The 18183-nt window shown below is 65.8% G+C and carries 23 protein-coding genes and 1 pseudogene; 17 read left to right on the top strand and 7 right to left on the bottom strand.

What is annotated here, in order from left to right; all coding sequences use genetic code 11:
- Positions 1-326: 326 nt before the first annotated feature.
- Positions 327-515: a DUF7317 family protein gene (locus ACP99_RS05315; RefSeq protein WP_049985594.1), complete on the top strand. Its 189-nt coding sequence runs from the start codon at positions 327-329 to the stop codon at positions 513-515.
- 79 nt (positions 516-594) lie between these two features.
- Here ACP99_RS05315 and ACP99_RS05320 read toward each other — a convergent pair whose 3' ends face one another.
- Positions 595-1722, bottom strand: coding sequence for a 60S ribosomal export protein NMD3 (locus ACP99_RS05320; protein WP_049985595.1), 1128 nt, complete (start codon positions 1720-1722; stop codon positions 595-597).
- Between the two features lie 109 nt (positions 1723-1831).
- Between ACP99_RS05320 and htpX the strand changes: the two genes are divergently transcribed.
- The 8 genes from htpX to ACP99_RS05355 all read left to right on the top strand — a co-directional run bounded on the left by htpX (position 1832) and on the right by ACP99_RS05355 (position 9329).
- Positions 1832-2701: a zinc metalloprotease HtpX gene (htpX, locus tag ACP99_RS05325; protein WP_049985596.1), complete on the top strand. Its 870-nt coding sequence runs from the start codon at positions 1832-1834 to the stop codon at positions 2699-2701.
- A gap of 2 nt (positions 2702-2703) precedes the next feature.
- Complete coding sequence (pspAB, locus tag ACP99_RS05330) at positions 2704-3333, top strand: PspA-associated protein PspAB (protein ID WP_049985597.1); 630 nt, start codon at positions 2704-2706, stop codon at positions 3331-3333.
- Positions 3334-3541: 208 nt separating this feature from the next.
- Positions 3542-4210, top strand: coding sequence for a hypothetical protein (locus ACP99_RS05335; RefSeq protein ID WP_049985598.1), 669 nt, complete (start codon positions 3542-3544; stop codon positions 4208-4210).
- Positions 4207-5565: a hypothetical protein gene (locus ACP99_RS05340; protein WP_049985599.1), complete on the top strand. Its 1359-nt coding sequence runs from the start codon at positions 4207-4209 to the stop codon at positions 5563-5565. The genes ACP99_RS05335 and ACP99_RS05340 overlap by 4 nt, the downstream gene beginning before the upstream one ends.
- 124 nt (positions 5566-5689) lie before the next feature.
- Entirely contained in the window at positions 5690-6721 is a 1032-nt protein-coding gene (gene radA / locus ACP99_RS05345; RefSeq protein ID WP_049985658.1) for a DNA repair and recombination protein RadA, read from the top strand.
- A 249-nt stretch (positions 6722-6970) separates the two neighbouring features.
- Positions 6971-7120 carry a hypothetical protein gene (locus ACP99_RS19845; protein ID WP_156105599.1) on the top strand — a complete coding sequence of 50 codons (150 nt, stop codon included), beginning with the start codon at positions 6971-6973 and terminating at the stop codon, positions 7118-7120.
- Between the two features lie 7 nt (positions 7121-7127).
- Entirely contained in the window at positions 7128-8492 is a 1365-nt protein-coding gene (locus ACP99_RS05350) for a glycine cleavage T C-terminal barrel domain-containing protein (RefSeq protein WP_197052358.1), read from the top strand.
- Positions 8493-8663: 171 nt separating this feature from the next.
- Entirely contained in the window at positions 8664-9329 is a 666-nt protein-coding gene (locus ACP99_RS05355; protein WP_049985600.1) for a helix-turn-helix domain-containing protein, read from the top strand.
- Between the two features lie 12 nt (positions 9330-9341).
- Here the strand turns inward: ACP99_RS05355 and sufU are convergent, their stop codons facing one another.
- Positions 9342-9761: a Fe-S cluster assembly sulfur transfer protein SufU gene (gene sufU, locus ACP99_RS05360; RefSeq protein WP_049985601.1), complete on the bottom strand. Its 420-nt coding sequence runs from the start codon at positions 9759-9761 to the stop codon at positions 9342-9344.
- A gap of 106 nt (positions 9762-9867) precedes the next feature.
- Between sufU and ACP99_RS05365 the strand changes: the two genes are divergently transcribed.
- The 3 genes and pseudogenes from ACP99_RS05365 (at position 9868) to ACP99_RS05375 (ending at position 11325) form a co-directional block, all read left to right on the top strand.
- Positions 9868-10197, top strand: coding sequence for a winged helix-turn-helix transcriptional regulator (locus tag ACP99_RS05365; protein ID WP_049985602.1), 330 nt, complete (start codon positions 9868-9870; stop codon positions 10195-10197).
- 96 nt (positions 10198-10293) lie between these two features.
- Positions 10294-11027 (top strand): annotated as a pseudogene (locus tag ACP99_RS05370) (AzlC family ABC transporter permease).
- The gene (locus ACP99_RS05375; protein WP_049985603.1) at positions 11020-11325 is read left to right on the top strand and encodes an AzlD family protein; all 306 of its coding nucleotides are present in this window, start codon (positions 11020-11022) and stop codon (positions 11323-11325) included. Before ACP99_RS05370 ends, ACP99_RS05375 begins: the two are co-directional and overlap by 8 nt.
- On the opposite strand, the gene ACP99_RS05380 is transcribed toward ACP99_RS05375, so the two are convergent.
- Complete coding sequence (locus ACP99_RS05380; RefSeq protein ID WP_049985604.1) at positions 11309-11878, bottom strand: mechanosensitive ion channel family protein; 570 nt, start codon at positions 11876-11878, stop codon at positions 11309-11311. The genes ACP99_RS05375 and ACP99_RS05380 overlap by 17 nt on opposite strands.
- A gap of 94 nt (positions 11879-11972) precedes the next feature.
- Positions 11973-13250, bottom strand: coding sequence for a bifunctional cysteine desulfurase/selenocysteine lyase SufS (gene sufS, locus ACP99_RS05385; RefSeq protein ID WP_049985605.1), 1278 nt, complete (start codon positions 13248-13250; stop codon positions 11973-11975).
- Positions 13251-13479: 229 nt separating this feature from the next.
- Here sufS and ACP99_RS19850 point away from each other — a divergent pair, with 229 nt between their 5' ends.
- Entirely contained in the window at positions 13480-13833 is a 354-nt protein-coding gene (locus ACP99_RS19850) for a hypothetical protein (protein WP_156105600.1), read from the top strand.
- A 282-nt stretch (positions 13834-14115) separates the two neighbouring features.
- On the opposite strand, the gene ACP99_RS05390 is transcribed toward ACP99_RS19850, so the two are convergent.
- Together ACP99_RS05390 and ACP99_RS05395 are read right to left on the bottom strand one after the other, a co-directional pair.
- Positions 14116-14415: a DUF424 domain-containing protein gene (locus ACP99_RS05390; protein ID WP_049985660.1), complete on the bottom strand. Its 300-nt coding sequence runs from the start codon at positions 14413-14415 to the stop codon at positions 14116-14118.
- A 5-nt stretch (positions 14416-14420) separates the two neighbouring features.
- Positions 14421-15191 (bottom strand): tetratricopeptide repeat protein, encoded by a 771-nt coding sequence (locus ACP99_RS05395; protein ID WP_049985606.1) that lies wholly within the window; start codon positions 15189-15191, stop codon positions 14421-14423.
- A 143-nt stretch (positions 15192-15334) separates the two neighbouring features.
- Here ACP99_RS05395 and thpR point away from each other — a divergent pair, with 143 nt between their 5' ends.
- A complete protein-coding gene (gene thpR / locus ACP99_RS05400; protein ID WP_049985607.1) occupies positions 15335-15895 on the top strand; it encodes an RNA 2',3'-cyclic phosphodiesterase in 561 nt (186 codons plus the stop codon).
- 28 nt (positions 15896-15923) lie between these two features.
- Here the strand turns inward: thpR and ACP99_RS05405 are convergent, their stop codons facing one another.
- Positions 15924-16862, bottom strand: coding sequence for a DMT family transporter (locus ACP99_RS05405; protein ID WP_049985608.1), 939 nt, complete (start codon positions 16860-16862; stop codon positions 15924-15926).
- Positions 16863-17012: 150 nt separating this feature from the next.
- On the opposite strand from ACP99_RS05405, the gene ACP99_RS05410 reads away from it, so the two are divergent.
- The 3 genes from ACP99_RS05410 to ACP99_RS05420 are packed head-to-tail and all read left to right on the top strand — an operon-like array spanning position 17013 to position 18113.
- The gene (locus ACP99_RS05410; RefSeq protein WP_049985609.1) at positions 17013-17165 is read left to right on the top strand and encodes a 50S ribosomal protein L39e; all 153 of its coding nucleotides are present in this window, start codon (positions 17013-17015) and stop codon (positions 17163-17165) included.
- Positions 17166-17167: 2 nt separating this feature from the next.
- Positions 17168-17446: a 50S ribosomal protein L31e gene (locus tag ACP99_RS05415; RefSeq protein ID WP_049985610.1), complete on the top strand. Its 279-nt coding sequence runs from the start codon at positions 17168-17170 to the stop codon at positions 17444-17446.
- Between the two features lies 1 nt (position 17447).
- A complete protein-coding gene (locus ACP99_RS05420) occupies positions 17448-18113 on the top strand; it encodes a translation initiation factor IF-6 (protein WP_049985611.1) in 666 nt (221 codons plus the stop codon).
- The last annotated feature ends 70 nt before the right edge of the window (positions 18114-18183 follow it).

An 18183-nucleotide genomic window follows, 5' to 3' on the forward strand; every position in this document is an offset into this window, starting at 1 on the left:
AACAGCGCCGCGCCGTACGCGAACGACGACCCGACCATCAGTAACACGAGGACGAGCGCCAGCACCTGCTGTCGATCCATACCTGAGCGTTGTCTCGCCTTCGATTCAGTTCTTTCGCTCGCCGACTCGTCGTCTGTGAGTGTGATACGTAATCCGGGCGATTCCGAAACGGATACATAATGAACGTTAATTTGGTTAGTGTTTTCGGAATCAAAAAGTTAGATTAGGTTCTGTTCTTTCACCTCATTAGAAAAACAGTGTCTCTTTGAGATGATATCTCACGGAATACTTAACACTCCGAGTTGCGTCTATCCGCGTGTCCGCCAATGTACACACACGGGCTGAACACGGCGATGACCCTGTACCGGAACGGAACACTGACGCTGTCGCAGGCGGCGTCCCGTGCGGGCCGCTCGACGGACGCGTTCGCGACGGCGCTCGTGCGGCACGGAATCCCGGTCCGCGAACGGCAGGGGCGCGCCTCGGCCATCGAGAACTCGGTCGGAGCCGACTGACTGCCCGAGGCTGTCGCTCTCGACGAGTGCTGCCCGTTCGGAATCTTCTCAGCCCGCTCTCTTCATCGTCCTTTGGTGCCTACTCGCCCGTTTCGTCGGTTTCGGCACCGTCGGGGAGAATGTGTAGTCCCTCGCGGCTCTTCAGCACCCGAACCGTCTCGGCGTCGTCGTCGACGTAAGAGGGGCGCGCAATCGTCTTCGACTCGTACGTCTCGGGATCGAGCACTTGGATCGCGCGCTCGTCCTCGACGGTGACGACCGTCGTCTCGTCGGCGTCCTCGGTGGTCCCGATCTTTCTGGCGTCGGGCGTTTCCCCCTCCTCGAAGCTCGCTTCGTAGGCCTCGCCGGAGGTGAGCCGCACGCCTTTCAGGTTCCCGCGGACGCTTCTGACCAGCACGGGGCCGTCGTCGTCCGCGGGAGCGACGACGTCGCCGGGGGTGAACTTCGGGAGCCGCACGGCGTAGGTCACGCGGTACACCTCGTTGCCGTCGCTGTCCTCGGTGACGAGCGTCGGGTACTCCTTGACGTGGCCGCCCAGTTCGCGGACGATGCGCTTTGCGACCCCGCCGCCCATCTGGTTCGTCGAGATCTTGATGTTCGTGCCGTCGTCGGTCTCCTTGATCTCGGAGATGAACGCCTCGCGGTCGCCGGTCTCCTCGCGCTCGGTGACGTACGATTCGGCGATCTCGACGGCGCGGGCCTCCTCCTCGTTCGTCGGCGTCCGCCCGTCGGCGCGGACTTGGACGATGCTGGCGTAGTAGCCGCCGGCGATCCGACCGCAGCGGTCGCACGTCTGCCGGGCGATGAACACCGGCACTGTGACCCGCTCCTCGCGGTAGGTGTCGCGGACGACGCCCCCGAACGTGCAGTGCATCCGGATGGTGTTCTCGTCGAGCTGTTCGGGCTCGATCCCCCAGCGGATGTCCTCGGCGTTCACGTGGACGCCGAGCGCCTCGGTGACCTGGTCGATCGCGACGTCGGTGTAGTCGTCGGCGTCGACGTCGACCCAGCGGTTGCCCTTGTGGACCGCGCCGCACTGCGAACAGACGCGGACCTCGATCCGCTCGGGAGCGTCGACGAGGTCGAAGTCCTCGAAGTAACAGTCGTCACAGAGGACGGCGTCGCGCTCGCGGGGCTCGCCGGGGAGCGGGTCGGCGCGCTCTGGAACCGGGTCGCCGCAGCGAGGACAGAACTCTCCCGAACTCATCGGGCGAGATAGACGACCGAGGCGGTTAAGCGCGACGAAGTTGCCCGCGTCTCGCGGTCCGGCTCTCGGCCTGCAACACCGTTTATAACCCCGAGCCCCTAGTCCGGCTATGGACTGGAAACCCGACTGGGGACTCCGCGGCCGGATGGTCCTCACGATGTTCCTGCTCTTCGCCCTCTATCTCGTCTTCGTGGGGGCGCTGATACAGACGGATTCGTTCTTCTTCCTGCCGCTGATGGGGCTTTTCGTCCTCGCGCAGTTCTTCTTCAGCGACAAACTGGCGCTCTACAGTATGGGAGCGAAGGAGGTCTCCGAGAGCGAGTACCCGGAGCTCCACGCGATGGTCTCGCGACTCAGCCAGCAGGCGGACCTCCCGAAACCGACGGTCGCCGTCGCCGACTCGCGCGTGCCGAACGCCTTCGCGGCCGGCCGATCGCAGAAGAGTTCGACCGTCTGCGTGACGAGTGGGCTGCTGCAGACGCTCGATCGCGACGAATTGGAGGGCGTGATCGCCCACGAACTCGCGCACGTCAAGAACCGCGACGTGATGGTGATGACCATCGCCTCGTTCCTCTCGACGGTCGCGTTCATGATCGTCCGGATGGGCTTTTGGTTCGGCGGCGGGCGCAACCGACAGGGCGGCGGCGGGTTCCTCGTAGCCGTGGTCGCTTCGCTCCTCGTCTGGATCGTCTCGTTCTTCCTGATCCGCGCGCTCTCGCGGTACCGCGAGTTCGCGGCCGACCGCGGCGGCGCGCTCATCACCGGCCGGCCGTCGGCGCTCGCGTCGGCGCTCCTGAAGATCGACGGCCGGATGGACAACGTCCCCAAAGAGGACCTCCGCGAGCAGTCGGAGATGAACGCGTTCTTCATCGTCCCGCTGAAGAGCGACGTCATCGGCCGGCTGTTCAGCACGCACCCCGCCACCGAGAAGCGCGTCGACCGCCTGCGCGAACTCGAACGCGAGATGGAGTCCGCCTGACGATGGGGCTGTTCGACACGATCCGGACCGTCCTCGGGACGAACGCCGAGGCGGACGCGACGCGCGACGCCGACCCCGAGGACCTCTTCGGGATGAGCACCGCCTACGTCACGATGGAGGCCGACCTCGGATTCCGCTCTGTCGGTGCCGCGGCCCTCTGTTTCTCGGGGGTCGACAGCACCGACTTCTCGGACGTCGTCGACGACGTCGAGACGATCCTCCGCGCCGGCGAGGAGGAGACCGGCACGGAGTTCGAGCTCCGGGAGGACAGCCACGGCTGGGAGTGGGTGGTCCTCCGCGACGACGACCCCGAAGACTTGGTGACGAGCGTCCACTTCGCGGCCGACGAGTTCATCGAGCGCGGCTACGGCTCGCGACTCCTCGCGGCCGTGTTTGGCTTCGAGCGCGCTGACGGCGGCGGGAGCGAGGGCGACGCCGACCGCGCGTACTGGATCTACTCGTTCCGGCGCGGCGCGTACTACCCGTTCGCCCCGCAGCGCGGCAAGGAGCGGAACCAGCAGGTGGAGTTCAAGCTGGAGTCGGTACTCGACGGCGAGTTGGGGCTCGAAGACGACGAGTCCTACTGGTATCCGATGTGGCCCGACCGAGACGGCGGCCACCCGTGGGAGTGAGCATCTTGGCGAACAGTCGGCACCCGCACCGACGGCACTGAGCGGCGTCGGCTCCGTTCCCGCGTCGGTGTGCCGAGCAACCGCGGCTCGACGCGGGGCAATCGTCAGCTCACGCGGCGTCTGGCCGCCCGCTGGTACATAAACGATCGCCGTCACACCGGTGGCCGTTCCCGTGCCTATTTATCCCCGTCTCGAATAGGTTCGCCTGATGCCCTCCACTACGCCCACGCCGAGTAGGCGACGCCTCCTCCAGTCGACGGCGGCGGTCCTCGGGGTCTCCGCGCTCGCCGGTTGCGGTGGCAGTTCGTCGTCCACGGGAACCGCCCGCGCCGGACCCGACGTCGACCCGCCCGAGGACGCTGTCACCGACCCGACGCACGTCAGTCTCCGGAACCCCGAACTGGCTCCGATCGTCGTCGATCCGGCATCCGAGACAGAGACGCCGGAGAGCGACTCCGACGTCACTCCGCAGTTCGACGATTGGCAGCACGACCTCGTCGCCGACGCCGAGCGAGCCGAAGCGCTGGAGTTCGCCGACGTCGACGGTGCCGACGAGGCCCGCGCGCTCCTCGACGGGACCGACTTCGAGTCGGAGTCGGTGTACGTCGAGGGGCACGTCGTCCCCGAATGTTACGAGCGGCGGCTCTGCTGGGTCCGCTGGACCGACTCCGATATCGAGACCGATTACGCCCGGATCCTCCGCGACGCAGACGTCGCCTGCGGGGCCGACGACGAGGACTTCGTGACGAACCTGATTCGGATCCCGGCCCCGCTGGACCCCGACGACGTCCGGAGCTACGGGCCCAGCAGCGGCAGCGGCCGGTGTCGGACGCCGACTGGTGAATCGATGGCGGCCGGAGAGGGGGAACAGGCGTGACCCGAACGCCTGCAGACGCCGGACGGGACCGTCGTTTCGGCCGCCGAGAACTGCTGGCGCTCTCCGGCGCCCTCGGGCTCACATCCCTCACGGGGTGTCTCGATCAGCTACCCGGTTCGGGGCCGGACACGCTCGACGGCGACGCGGTCGCGGTCGCCGTCACCGACGAGGCTCCCGAAATCTCCGAGACGCTCCCGGTCGACATCGCGACCTCCTTCGTCGCCGAACAGCGCGAGGTCGCTCGGGAGAAACTCGACTCGGTCCCCGCGCCGTTCGACGAGAGCGAGATCCCGAACGGCGTGATCCGCGAACAGGTGAACGGCGAGTACCGGGCCGCGCGCGAGGCGATCCGTGAGTCCGCTGACGACGGGACGGCCTACGAACGTCTCGGGCGCGCGACTCGGTCCCGAGAGAGCGCACAGGAGGTGGTGCTCGCTTGGCGTGCGATCGAAGGGGAGGCGACCGTCGAGGACCTCCGCGAGTCCCGGTCGGCCGCCGACGACGCCGTCGACGCGCTCGCCTCGCGATGGGAGTACGTCGGCGACGACCCGGTGCGGGCGGCGGTCGTCCACGCGGAGATCGAGCGCGAGGTCCGCGCGGCGCGAAACTGGCTGTCGTTCGGGGAACGCGAACTCGAATACGCGGCCGAGCAGCCGCTCGAATTCGCGGACGTCGCGGTCGACATCGAACGCGCGCGGACGTCGGAAGCGGTCGCGTCGTACTACTTCGAGCGGTTCCGTGGCGACCTCGCGCGGGAAGAACCCCTGCGCGAGCGGTTCGCGACCGCGCGGGACTCGCTCGACGAACGCGTCCGGACGCGCGGCGAGTCGCTCCCGGAAGAGACCGACGATCCGACGACGCTCGTCGACCGCGAGATCACCCAGACCGCGGGCGTGATCGCACTCTCGGACGTCCTCCGGAACGCGCGGTGGCGTGTCGAAGACCGAAGCGGGGAGCGGGACCCGCCGTCGCTCGCGAGTGATGCACTCCTCGCGGCGGAAACGCTCGTGTACCTCCGCGCGTTCGAGGCGCTCCGCGAGCGGATCGAGGAGGGAGACGACGTCGCCGTCGATGAGGCGGACGACGTCGCTGCACTCCGCGGTGACGCCGTCGACGCGATCACTTCCGCGCGCGAAGCGGATCGCAACCGCTTCGTCGTCGACGCGATCCTCCCGCGGTTCGCCCGGGAACTCCGCTGGATCGACGACCGGCTCTCCGGCTACGAGGGCGACACGCGCGTCGACTTCGTCGAACGGGAGGCCGCCGAGTACGTCGTCGTCGCCGAGACGTGTCGCGCGGTGCCGCCCGTGAGCGCCGACGTGGCGGCGACGCTCCGCGGCGACAGCGGCTCCTAGCCTGCGGCTTCCGGTTTGAACCCTCGTCGATCCCACTCTCGATAGCCTTCCCCGTCGAGCGTTTTCACTTTCACTCTGCTGTTAACGAGGGTTTATGTGCAAGTGGGGCCCAGAGAGGGATACGATGCCAGAAGACGATCTCGAGAGTCTCCCCGGAGTCGGCCCCGCGACCGCAGACAAACTCGTCGACTCGGGATTCGAGAGCTATCAGGCGATCGCCGTCGCGAGCCCCGGCGAGATGTCCAACACCGCCGACGTCGGCGAGTCGACCGCCGCCGACATCATCAACGCCGCGCGCGAGGCCGCCGACATCGGCGGCTTCGAGACCGGTGCGGCGGTCCTCGAACGGCGCGAACAGATCGGCAAGCTGTCGTGGCGCATCCCCGAGGTCGACGAGCTCCTCGGCGGCGGGATCGAGACGCAGTCGATCACCGAGGTGTACGGCGAGTTCGGGGCCGGGAAGTCGCAGGTCACCCACCAGATGGCCGTCAACGTCCAACTCCCGCCCGAGCACGGCGGCCTCGGCGGTTCCTGTATCTTCATCGACTCCGAGGACACCTTCCGCCCCGAGCGGATCGACGATATGATGCGCGGCCTCGACGACGAGGTGCTCGCGGACCTCCTCGAACGCCGCGAGATCGAGGGCGCGCCCGGTGACGAGAGCGCGATGGAGGACCTCCTCGACAGCTTCCTCGACAAGATCCACGTCGCGAAGGCGTTCAACTCCAACCACCAGATCCTGCTGGCGGAGAAGGCCAAGGAACTCGCCCGCGACAACGAGGACGCGGAGTTCCCCGTCCGGCTCCTCTGCGTCGACTCGCTCACGGCGCACTTCCGCGCGGAGTACGTCGGACGGGGGCAACTCGCCGAGCGCCAGCAGAAGCTCAACAAGCACCTCCACGACCTGATGCGCGTCGGCGACCTCTACAACACCGCCGTGCTCGTGACGAACCAGGTCGCCTCTAACCCCGACTCGTACTTCGGTGACCCGACGCAGCCGATCGGCGGCAACATCCTCGGCCACACCTCGACGTTCCGGATCTACCTCCGGAAATCGAAGGGAGACAAGCGGATCGTCCGTCTGGTCGACGCGCCCAACCTCGCCGACGGCGAGGGCGTGATGCGCGTGCAGGACGGCGGTCTGAAGCCCGAGTAGCCACCCACCTTTTTCCACGGAGGGGTCCTGTGGACCCCTCCGCGCAAAAACGTGGAGGGAAAAATGACGCTGACGAGCGGTCGAAGGCCGCGAGCTCGGCGGTGAATCGCGCGCCCACGTACAGCGTGTGCCTTCGGTACGTTGGCTTTGGTTCGAGCACGCGATTCCGGACCGCTTCCGCGTCCGGTATAAGTGGGTTATACGCTTAAGCTACAGAGCAATACTGCTCTGTGCCTTCTATCCGTCTGTATGGCACAGCGGAACTATCTCGACGAGCACGACCGAGCGACCGAATCAGAACTCTACCTCCCCGCCGGGGCCGGCGTGTCGTTCATCGCCAGCCGGTTCGAGCGCGTCTGGGGGACGCTGTTCAATCACCACGTTGGACCACGGAACTAGACTTCCAATGTCCGAAAAACGCCACCCGAACCACCCCCGCATCGACCAGTCTGATCGTACCGTACCCAGAAACCTCCGTCAAACGGGCGACGCGGACGTCGACCTCGTGATCTCCAACCGGGTCCGCAAGTCTCCGTTCTGGCACCTCTCCGTCGAGGAAGGCTGCCACGAGGCGACGGTGTACAACCATATGTACCACCCGCGGGCGTTCATCGACCCCGAAGACGGAGGCTCGAAAGCCGAGTACGACCTGCTGGTCAACGACGTAGCGCTGTGGGACGTCGCGGTCGAGCGCCAGATCCGCGTCGAGGGCCCCGACGCCGAGGCGTTCGTCAACTACGTCATCACCCGGGACGCGACCGACATCGAGCCGATGCGTGGCAAGTACGCCATCTGCTGTAACTACGACGGCGGCATTCTCAACGACTTCGTCCTGCTGCGACCCGACGAGGACGAGTTCTGGTTCTCTATCGCCGACGCCGACCTGCTGCAGTGGTTGCAAGGGGTCACCGTCGGCAACGACTTCGAGGTCGACATCGACGAGATCGACGTCTCGCCGATGCAGATTCAGGGCCCGAAATCGCCCGACGTGATCGAGTCGCTCATCGATGACGCGGTCGAAGACGTTCCGTACTACGGACTGTTGGAAGCGACGATCAACGACGTCCCGGTGTTGGTGAGCCAGACGGGCTTCTCCGGAGAGGCGGGATTCGAGATATACGTCCGTGAAGCGACGACGAACGCCGAGGCAGTGTGGAATCCGGTACTCGAAACGGTCAAAGACCACGGCGGTGCCGCGGCGCCGGTGAACGGTCGGCGACGGATCGCCGCCGGAATCCTGTCGTTGGGGCAGGACATGGACCACGAGACGTCGCCCTTCCAGGTCAACCTCGGCTATCAGGTCCCCGACGACAAGGACGCGGACTACGTCGGCAAGGACGAACTGGAACGCCAGAAGGAAGCGATCGAGAGCGGCGAGTTCCCGTTCACGCACAAGCTGGTCGGTCTGAAGATGGCGGGCGAACCGATCATGGAATGGGCTTCGGACTACTGGCTCATCTCGGACCCGGAGACGGGCGAGGAATGCGGCTACCTGACGTCGGCGGGGTGGAACCCGGATCTCGAGGCCAATCTCGGCCTCGGATTCGTGCCAGCGGAGAAACTGCAGGCCGCGACCGACGTCCCGCTCGACGATTCGATCTACGACGCGGACCTCGACTTGGAGTTCGAGGTCCACCTCCCGGACGAGTACGCCGAGGAGCCCGGCGAACCCGTATACGCGACGGTGGCGAAGGTCCCGTTCAAAGAGTCAGTCAACCCCAGCGCTCGCGAACAGGCCAAGATTCACGCCAGAGACGATATGCAGGACTGATCGCCGGAGGCGAGTTGTGAGGAACCCGGAACTCACGGTCGACCGACTCAGTTAAGCCGCCACACGGCCACCTCCTCGGTAGCGAGTGCTGCAGTACAGATCTCCACCAAGCGTCTCAAACAACACGCAATTGTATGGTCTTGTTCACTGACACTACTATCGTACGGGCCAATGACCGACATTAAAGCGGTCGTCCGAGCCGAGCATCCCGACATCGTGCTCACGGGGGCAGTCACCCACGACCGAAGCTCGAACGTCAAGTCGGTGTCGGAGGCGGGAACCGACCCGACCTCGGGGAAGTTCTTCTACCACATCGAATCGTCCGACTTCGGTCGGTTCGAAGACGGGTTACGAAACGACAGTACCATCGGCGAGTTCGAACGAGTCATCGAGACCAGAGACGAGAAGGCCATCTATAGCTTCGAGTACACCGACGAAGCGAAGATCCTCTCTCCGGTGATATCGGCCGCGAACGGCGTCATCCTCGATATGGAGAACGACGGAAGCGCCTGGATCCTGACGGTGTGGATACCCGATCGAACGGACTTGGTTCATCTCTGGGACTACGCGCAACAGCACGAGATCGATATCGACCTACTGCGCGTGAACGAATACGACAGCTTAGGGAACACGGACGCCGGGTTGACCGACAGCCAACGGGAAGCACTCCTCGTCGCGCTCGAAAAGGGATACTTCGAGGAGCCGCGGAACGCGACGCTCAGCGAGGTCGCGGCCGATCTGGACATCTCTCAACCTGCGGCCAGTGGTCTCCTCCGACGCGGGACCAAGCGACTCGTCATCTCGTCTCTGGTGGACGACAGCGAAAAGACAGACTGACCGTCACTTCGGTCAGTCTTCGGTCGTCGTCTCGTCGATCTCGACGTCGCCCTCGTGGATCTTCGCGCCGTCTTGAGCGACCTGCCGAGCGAGCACGGCGCACTTGATCCGCATCGGCGAGATGTCGACGCCGAGCATCTCAGTCACGTCGTCGGTGTCCATCGCTTCCAGTTCCGACAGCGTCAGCCCGCGGAGTTTCTCAGAGAGCATACTCGCGGAGGCCTGACTGATCGCACAGCCGTCGCCGGTGAACGTCACGTACTCGATGGTCTCGCCGTCGTCTTCGAGCCTGACGTTCACGGTGATCGTATCGCCGCAGGACGGATTCTCCCCCGTGTGCGAGAAGTCCGGATCGGACATCTCGCCCTTGTTCCGGGGGTTCTTGTAGTGGTCCAGAATCTGCTGCCGATACATATCCGAGCCCAGTCCCATTGTTGGCGGAGGTACGGCAGTCTCGCGCAAAAGGGTTCCGCCGCACGATCCGGCGAACGACGGCCGATCGGTACTTCTAGGAGCGTTCCGCCCGAAGCGGAGGCCGATGGCGATTCCCACTTGGCTGAGCGATCCAGACGCGTTCGGCCCGCGGTCGATTTCGGCCGCCGAGGTCGACGGCGTCTCGGAGACGCTCGACGTCCTCGCGAGTCCGCCTCGACTCGAAATCCTCGCGGTGCTGCACCGCCGATCCGATCCGATCCGCTACTCCGCTCTCCGCGAGGAACTCTCGATCGACGACAAAGGGCGGCTGAACTACCACCTCCGTCAACTCGACGGGATCGTCACCCGTGAGGAGGGCCGCTACGCGCTCACCGAGCGCGGGGAGGAACTCGTCGAGGCGGTTGCCGCAGCCGACGCCCGAGACTCCAAGTAAGCGTCGACGCGCCGCGACGAAAGCGTGACAACCGCCCGGGGAGAACGCGATTTCTCCGAGAATTTACGTCCCGGTGCCGTCAACCGATCCTCGTCGATGAGTCAGAAGCCGGATGACCGTCCGACGGGTTCGTCCGATCGGATCGAGCCGGTGTCGTTCTCGCTCGCAGGGCTCCGGACCGGGTTCCTTCGATGCACGCCGATCGCCCTCGGCGTCGCGGGCTACGGTGTCGTGTTCGGTATCCTCGCCGACCGCGCGGGTCTCAGCGCCGCTGAGGCGACGCTGATGAGCGCGACAGTCTTGGCCGGTGCCGCCCAACTCGTCGCGGTGGAGGTCTGGGCGGAACCGATTCCCGTCCTCGCGGTCGTCGGGACGACGCTCGTCGTGAACCTCCGGTATCTGCTGATGGGGGCGGCGCTCCGGCCGTGGTTCGAGGACCTCACCCCGCTACAGGCGTACGGGAGCGCGTTCTTCACCGCCGACGAGAACTGGGCGCTCACGATCGGCGAACTGCGCTCCGGGAGCGACGGGGCGCGTTCCTGCTCGGGAGCGGCCTCGCCATCTGGCTGTTCTGGGTCCTCGCCACGCTCGTCGGCGTCACCGTCGGGGGCGTCGTCGAGCGGCCCGCGCGGTTCGGTCTGGACTTCGTCCTCACCGCGGTGTTTCTCGTCCTCGCGACCGAACTCTGGGAGGGCCGGTCTTCTCTCCCCGCGTGGACCGTCGCCGCCGTGACGGCGGTGGCGGCTGCCCACTGGCTCCCCGGCTACTGGTACGTGCTGTGCGGCGGTCTGGCCGGAAGTCTCCTGCAGGCGTGGTGGTACGATGGCTGACCTCGATCCGACGGTCGTCGCCGTCATCGCCGCGATGAGCGTCGCGACCTACGCGACGAAGGCGGGCGGTCTCTGGCTGCTCGCTCGGATCGAACTCTCCGAACGGACCGAGGCGGCCCTCGACGTACTCCCCGGAGCGGTCGTGATCTCGCTTCTCGTCCCCGCCCTCTCAGACTTGGGAGCTCCCGGGCTGATCTCGGCCGCCGCGGTCCTCGTCGTCGCCCGACGGACTGACGGCGTCCTGCCGGCGTTGGGGCTCGGGATGGTCGCGGTCGTCTCGCTCAGGCATCTGCTGTAGCGTTCTCATCGACGGTCTTCGTCCACTTCTTCTCGACGTCGCGGTTCGCCACGACGACGGTCTCGCCCGCCTCGTTTCTGAACCGGGTCTTCCGCAGCTCGATCGCCTCGACGACGCCGGTCACCGGATCGGACTTCACCTCGTCGCCGGGGTTGAAATCGGGGTCGCGAAGCAGGTAGACGCCCGCGACGGTGTCTGCGATCATATTCGAGAGCGCGTAGGAGACGCCGAGCGCGACGAACCCGGCGGCGGTGCCGAGACTCGCGGCGATCTCGCCCATCCCGAGGATTTCGAGGAGGGTCAACGCGGCCCCGAACCACAGGAAGATCCCGGCGACCGTCGCCCCGAGGTCGACGATGAGTCCCTGTTCGTCGGGGTAGACCGCCGCGAGCGTGCGGCGAATCGCACTCGTCACCAGTCGGATCGCGACGTACGCGAGGAGCAGGAAGACGACGCCCGTGAGGAGCTTCGGCGCGGCCTGCTGTATCCCCGCCGCGAACTCGTTGACCGTTCGCTGGACCGTTTCGAGGACGAACCCGACGGCTGTGGACATTGCTGGCGGGGAATCACGCGGCCGTCACTAAGCGTTTTGGTCGCTGCGACCTGCATTCGTCCAGTCGGTCGCCGAGAACGGGACGCCCGCGCCCTCAAGCGAACAACTGGCGGGCGTCGTCGACGGCGTCGACGAGCGCGTCGATCTCGGATTTCTCGTTGTAGACGTAGAAGGACGCCCGCGTCGAGGCGGGCACGCCGAGCTTGTCGTGCAGCGGCTGCGTACAGTGGTCGCCCGCGCGGATCGCGACGCCGTGGTCGTTCAGGATGCTGGAGAGGTCGTGCGCGTGGACGCCGTCGAGGTTGAACGCGACCAGCCCGCCGCGCTCGTCGCCCGGGGGTCCGTAGACCTCGACGTCGTCGAACTCCGTCAGTCGGTCGTAGGCGTACTCCGCGAGCAGTTCCTCGTGGGCCTGCACGTTCTGCATCCCGATCTCGTCGAGGTAGTCGATCGCGGCGTGCAGCGCGATCCCCTGCTCGATGACGGGCGTGCCGGCCTCGAACTTCCACGGCAGGTCCTCCCACGTCGAGTCCTCGTAGGTGACGCTTCTGATCATCTCGCCGCCGTAGAGGTACGGCTGCATCGAGTCGAGGATGTGCTCTTTCCCGTAGAGGACGCCGATGCCGGTCGGCCCGAGCATCTTGTGTCCCGAGAAGGCGAGGAAGTCGGCGTCGATCTCGCCGACGTCGACCGGCCGCGTCGGCACCGACTGCGCGCCGTCGACGAAGATGTAGGCGTCGTGCTCGTGTGCCAGATCCGCGAGTTCCGCGACCGGGGCGACCGTCCCGAGCGTGTTCGAGACGTGGACGGTCGACACCATCTCGGTGTCGTCGTCGATCAGTTCCGCGGCGTGGTCTATGTCCAGCCGTCCGTCGTCGTCGACGCGGATGTACTCGACGCTCGCGCCCGTCTTCTTGGCGATCTGCTGCCACGTGACCAGGGAGGCGTGGTGCTCCATCTCGGTCAGGACGACCGTGTCGCCCGGGCCCAGCTCCGCGAGCCCCCAGGCGTAGGCGACGAGGTTCAGCGACTCCGTCGTGTTCTTCGTGAAGACGATCTCCTCGCGCCCCTCCGCGCCGATGAACTCCGCGACGCGGTCGTGAGCCGCCTCGTAGGCGACGGAGGCCTCCTGGCTCAGGTGGTGGATGCCGCGGTGGACGTTGGAGTTGTAGCCGTAGTAGTAGTCGACGATCGAGTCGACGACCTGCTTCGGCGTCTGCGTCGTCGCCGCGTTGTCGAGGTAGATCAGCGGGCGCGTGTCGTCGGGACCCTCGCCCGGCGTCTCGATGTCGCCGCCGACCTTGCGGTCGAGGATCGGGAAGTCCGCGCGGATGGCGTCGACGTCGATCGGGTACGATTCCTGCGTGCTCATTGGGATCCGTTAGTGGCCGCAGCACTAACACGGCTTCGGTCTGGGCGGGATTACGCAACGGGTAGTGGTTACGAGATGGTTTCCTCAGAAAGTGAGTGAAGACTTGCAAACGCTACGATACGGTTCTGTTGAAATCCTCTCCGTGATATATTTGAGAATAATCGGTAAGTACAGATATTATTTTTGTGAAGACCTAATGCTATCAAACAAGTAAGATTCAATTGTGTTAATGATGAGCACAATACGAACACTCACTTCGTTAGCTAAAGACGTCAGGAAATCCTACAATTATTGGAAGAATTATCGCGGAGAAGAAATAGTCATCCAATCTGTCGAGTTTTCTGAAATGGAAGGACGAGTTAAATACGGAATTACCGGAACCGTTGATGAGGTACAGTCGTTACCTCCCGGATTCATTCTCCGAGAAGCTGAAGAATTTTATAACACAGAAACATTTGAGACAAACCAATACGGGACACCGGTGGAGGGACGATCATTATCTGGAGAATATCACAATAAGATATTTGTTTCATTTGATAGTATAGACCGAATCTCGTTTACTGAGGAGGGAACTGATGAATGAGGTATTTAAGAAACCCCACTTATCGGCTGTGTCACCGTAGATAGTGTGTGACCAATAGATTTCAACAGAAGCCTACGACACCTATTCCGTAAGCATCGACTATTTTCAACAATCGTCGTCCTATTGGTGAAATTACTACCGCAGCGTAGCCGCCTCACCGTCTGTTCCTAGGATATTCTACCGCGAGCGAGGCCGAAGGCCGAGCGAGCGGCGTCTTTTTGGTCCAGCTTTTTGCAACGAGTGGTGCGCCGGAGGCGCACCCGAGTCAGCAAAAAGCTGGATTCACATCCAAAGAAGCTGCGCGTGCAGCGTCCCGTCGACCGAGAGCACGCGCTCCTCGTCGACGATGCCGGCCTCGACGGCGACGGACACGGCGCGCTCGCCGACGAGGTTGGCGACGCTGGCGCGGGTGAGGCTGTCGACGACGGCGTCGGCGTCGACCTCCTCGGCCTCCTCGCCGCCGTAGAACGCCTCGGTCACGTCGAGTTCGATCTCGCCCTCGACGTAGGTCTCGCCGAGGCAGTCGGGGTCGCAGACGGAGACGAGCAGGCCGTCCGACGTCTGTCGTTCGCGGAGTAGCATCGACGTCACCGGCGCTGCTGTTGTTGTCCGGGCTGTCCCTGCTGGTTCAGCAGCTCCTGTTCGCGCTCCTGCCGCAGTTCCTCGGCCTGCTGCTGGACCTCCTCGGCCTGCTCGTCCTCGCCGAGTTCTTCGAGCGCGCGGGCCTTCTCTTCGAGGACGTCGGCGGTGCGCATCCCCAGTCGGATCGCGTTGTCGAAGGCGTTGACGGCCTCCTCGTTGAGGCCGCGCTCGCTCAGGAAGAACCCGCGGTTGTACCACGCCTGCGGGAAGCGCGGGTCGATCTCGACGGCGCGCTCGGCGTGGTGCAGCGCCGATTCGATCTCGCCGGCGTTCCAGAGCGCGTACGCGAGGTTCGTCTCCGCCGACGCGGCGTGCTCGGAGTCGTCGTCGATGCGGAGCGCCTCCCGGTAGGCCCCGATCGCCTCGTCCCACTCCTCCAGTTCGGCGTGAGCAGCGCCCTTGTTCACCCACGCCTCCTGGGCCTCGATGGAGTCCTCCTCGGCGAAGCGCGCCGCTCGCTCGAACGTCTCGGTGGCCTCCTCGAAGCGGTTGATCTGCATGTACGAGAGCCCGACGTCGACGAGCTGTTCGACGTCGACCTGGTCGGAGGCGACGTTCCGCTTGTCGAGTTCGTCCGTGAGGACGCGCGTGTCGACGGGATCGACCTTCGTCGGGTCGACCTTCAGCTCCGGCGGGTCGAGTGTGAACTCCTCGTAGTCCTCGGAGAAGCCCTGCCCCGAGGAGAACTCGTGGTCGTCTCGCTCGCCGTCTGTCATACCGCCGGATTGGGCGTGAGGACGGTTAAGCACTGCGTCACCGGGACGACCGCGGCTGTGTCGGAGCCACACACCGCGCCGCGAGCACGCGCCACACCGCCCGCGGGGACGGATTTCTTGGTCCGGGCGCGCCTACGACCACTATGCGACTCTTCGTCAGCATCGACCTCCCGGACCGCCTCGCCGACGCCGTCGCCGACGCGCAGGGCCGCTTCGCCGACGCCGAGGGGCTCCGCTTCGTCGACCCCGAACAGGCGCACCTGACGCTGTTTTTCCTCGGCGACACCGACCCGGACCGCCTCGACGACGTCGAATCCGCGCTGGCCCGCGCCGTCGAGAACGCCGAGGTCGACCCCTTCGAGTTCCGCGTCGGCGGCTTCGGCGTCTTCCCCGCGCTCGACTACATCAGCGTGCTCTGGGCCGGCGTCCGCGACGGCGGCGGTGCGGCGGAGACGACGCGCCTGCACGAGGCCGTCGAGCGCGAACTGACCGCGCTCGGGTTCGCGGCCGACGACCACGAGTTCACGCCGCACGTCACCATCGCCCGGATGGACGACGCACGCGGGAAGGACCTCGTCCAGCGGATCGTCCGCGAGACCGACCCGGACCTCGGCTCGTTCGAGGTCGGAGAGATCCGGCTCAAAGAGAGCACGCTGACCGCCGACGGGCCGGAGTACGAGACGGTGACGTCGTTCCCGCTGTGAGCGTTCGCGTCGCGGTCCCCCCTCCTCGTCAGTCCGCGTGCTGCGTCTGCGCGACCGGTTCCTCCTGCCACCGCCGGAGTTCCGCGCGGATCGTCCGCCGCTTGACGAGGACGAACCCGCCGAAGATGACGGCGAACCCCACCACGGTCGTCGGCGCGAGCGTCTCGTCGAGGACGGCCCAGCCCGACACCGCCGCGAAGATCGGAATGACGTACTCCAACAGGCTCACTTCGACCGGTCCCACCCGGCGCAGGAGCCAGAAGTACAGGCCGAACCCGCCGACGCCGGCGACGACCGCGAGGTAGACGAGCGCGAGTATCCCCTCCGTCGTCCACACCACGGCCGCCAGCGACTCGCCGGGCAGGAGCGCGCTCGTCGCGTGCAGGACGACCGCGCCGACTAGCATCATCCACGCCTGCTCGGCCAGCAGCGGGAGCGTGGCCTCCGAGTCGTGGGTCAGGATCGCACCGAGGGCGAAGACGAGCGCAGATCCGAGCACGAGGGCGATTCCGAGGAGGGTCGAGCCGGCGAGGTTCGAGGGGTCCGGGTTCGCGATCGTGACGACGCCGACGAAGCCGAGGCCGACTCCCAGCGCGCCGGTCCGATCGAGTCGTTTCCGCGCGGCAGTGAGGCGCGTCAGCGCGGGCGTGATGACCGGAATCAGGCCGAGCAGCACGGCGGCGACGGCGCTCGTGACGAACTGCTGCCCGGCGAACAGGAGCGCGTGGTGGACGCCGATGAGGAGGACGCCGCCGGCGAGGATCGGCCGCCACTCGCGGCGGCCGGCGGGTCGAAGCCGGTCGCCGTGCCACGTGGCGAGCGCGAAGAGCAGGACTGCGGCGAGATCGAACCGGAGCGCAGCGAACAGCGCGGGCGGGAGCCATTCGAGTCCGACTTTCGTCACCATGAACGCGGTGCCCCAGATGGCGGCCGCGAGGAGAAAGACGAGGGCGGTGAGATGACGCATCGACCGAACGGAAGCGACGGGTGGTGTTGAATATCTCGAATTCGGTCCGTAGAGGCGTGTCAGACACGGAATTGCGTGAGAATCGCACGCACGAGACGGCGAGGTCGAAGGAACAAGATTTTATGCGGGCCCGAGGTAGGAACGGACACTATGAGCAAGAAGTCGAAGGCCAAAAAGAAGCGCCTGGCCAAACTGGAGCGCCAGAACACGCGCGTTCCGGCTTGGGTGATGATGAAGACGGACATGGAAGTCACGCGAAACCCCAAGCGCCGCAACTGGCGGCGGAGTGACACGGACGAGTAACGATGAGCGCCAGCGACTTCGAAGAGCGAGTCGTCACCGTACCGCTTCGAGACGTCAAGGCCGTCCCCGGCCACGAGCGCGCCGGCCGCGCGATGTCTCTGATCCGCACGCACCTCGCAAAGCAGTTCTCGGTCGACGAGGACGCCGTGCGACTGGACACCTCGCTGAACGAGACCGTGTGGGCCCGCGGCAAGCAGAAGCCGCCGAGCAAGCTCCGCGTCCGCGCCGCCCGGTTCGACGAGGACGGCGAGTCCATCGTCGAGGCGGAGCCGGCCGAGTAACGTGCTCCGCGCATCCTTCGCCGGGTCGCCGTACGTCGGCGTGTTCGCCCGCGCGACGGATGACGTGCTGATCGTCCGCCCGGACGCCGAAGCCGACGTCGTCGAGGCGATGACCGAAGAGCTGTCGGTCCCAGCGGTCTCGACCACCGTCGGCGGCTCCGGCACCGTCGGCGCACTCGCGACCGGCAACGAGAACGGCATCCTCGTCACCAGCCGCGCGACAGAGCGCGAGAAGGAGGCCATCGAGGAGGCCGCCGACCGCCCGGTCGCCGAGCTTCCGGGTCGGATCAACGCCGCGGGGAACGTCGTCCTCGCGAACGACTACGGCGCGTACGTCCACCCCGAACTCTCCGAGGAGGCCGTCGACGCCGTCGAGTCCGCGCTCGGCGTCCCCGTCGAACGCGGCGAACTCGCGGACGTCCAGACGGTCGGCACCGCCGCCGTCGCGAGCAACGAGGGGGCGCTCTGCCACCCGAAGTCCCGCGAACCCGAACTCGAGGCGCTCGAAGCGCACCTCGACGTCCGCGCGGACATCGGCACGGTCAACTACGGCGCGCCGCTCGTCGGGTCCGGCCTCGTCGCCAACGAGACCGGCTACGTCGCCGGCGAGGACACCACCGGCCCCGAACTGAGCCGGATCGAGGACGCCCTCGGCTACCTCGACTAGCCGTTTTCGACTCTCGCGACGGGCCGGGTACGCCCGTTCGACCCCTCGTTCTCCGATCTCCGAGAATCGC

Source organism: Halobellus rufus (genome assembly GCF_000739575.1).
Lineage (GTDB): Archaea > Halobacteriota > Halobacteria > Halobacteriales > Haloferacaceae > Haloquadratum > Haloquadratum rufum.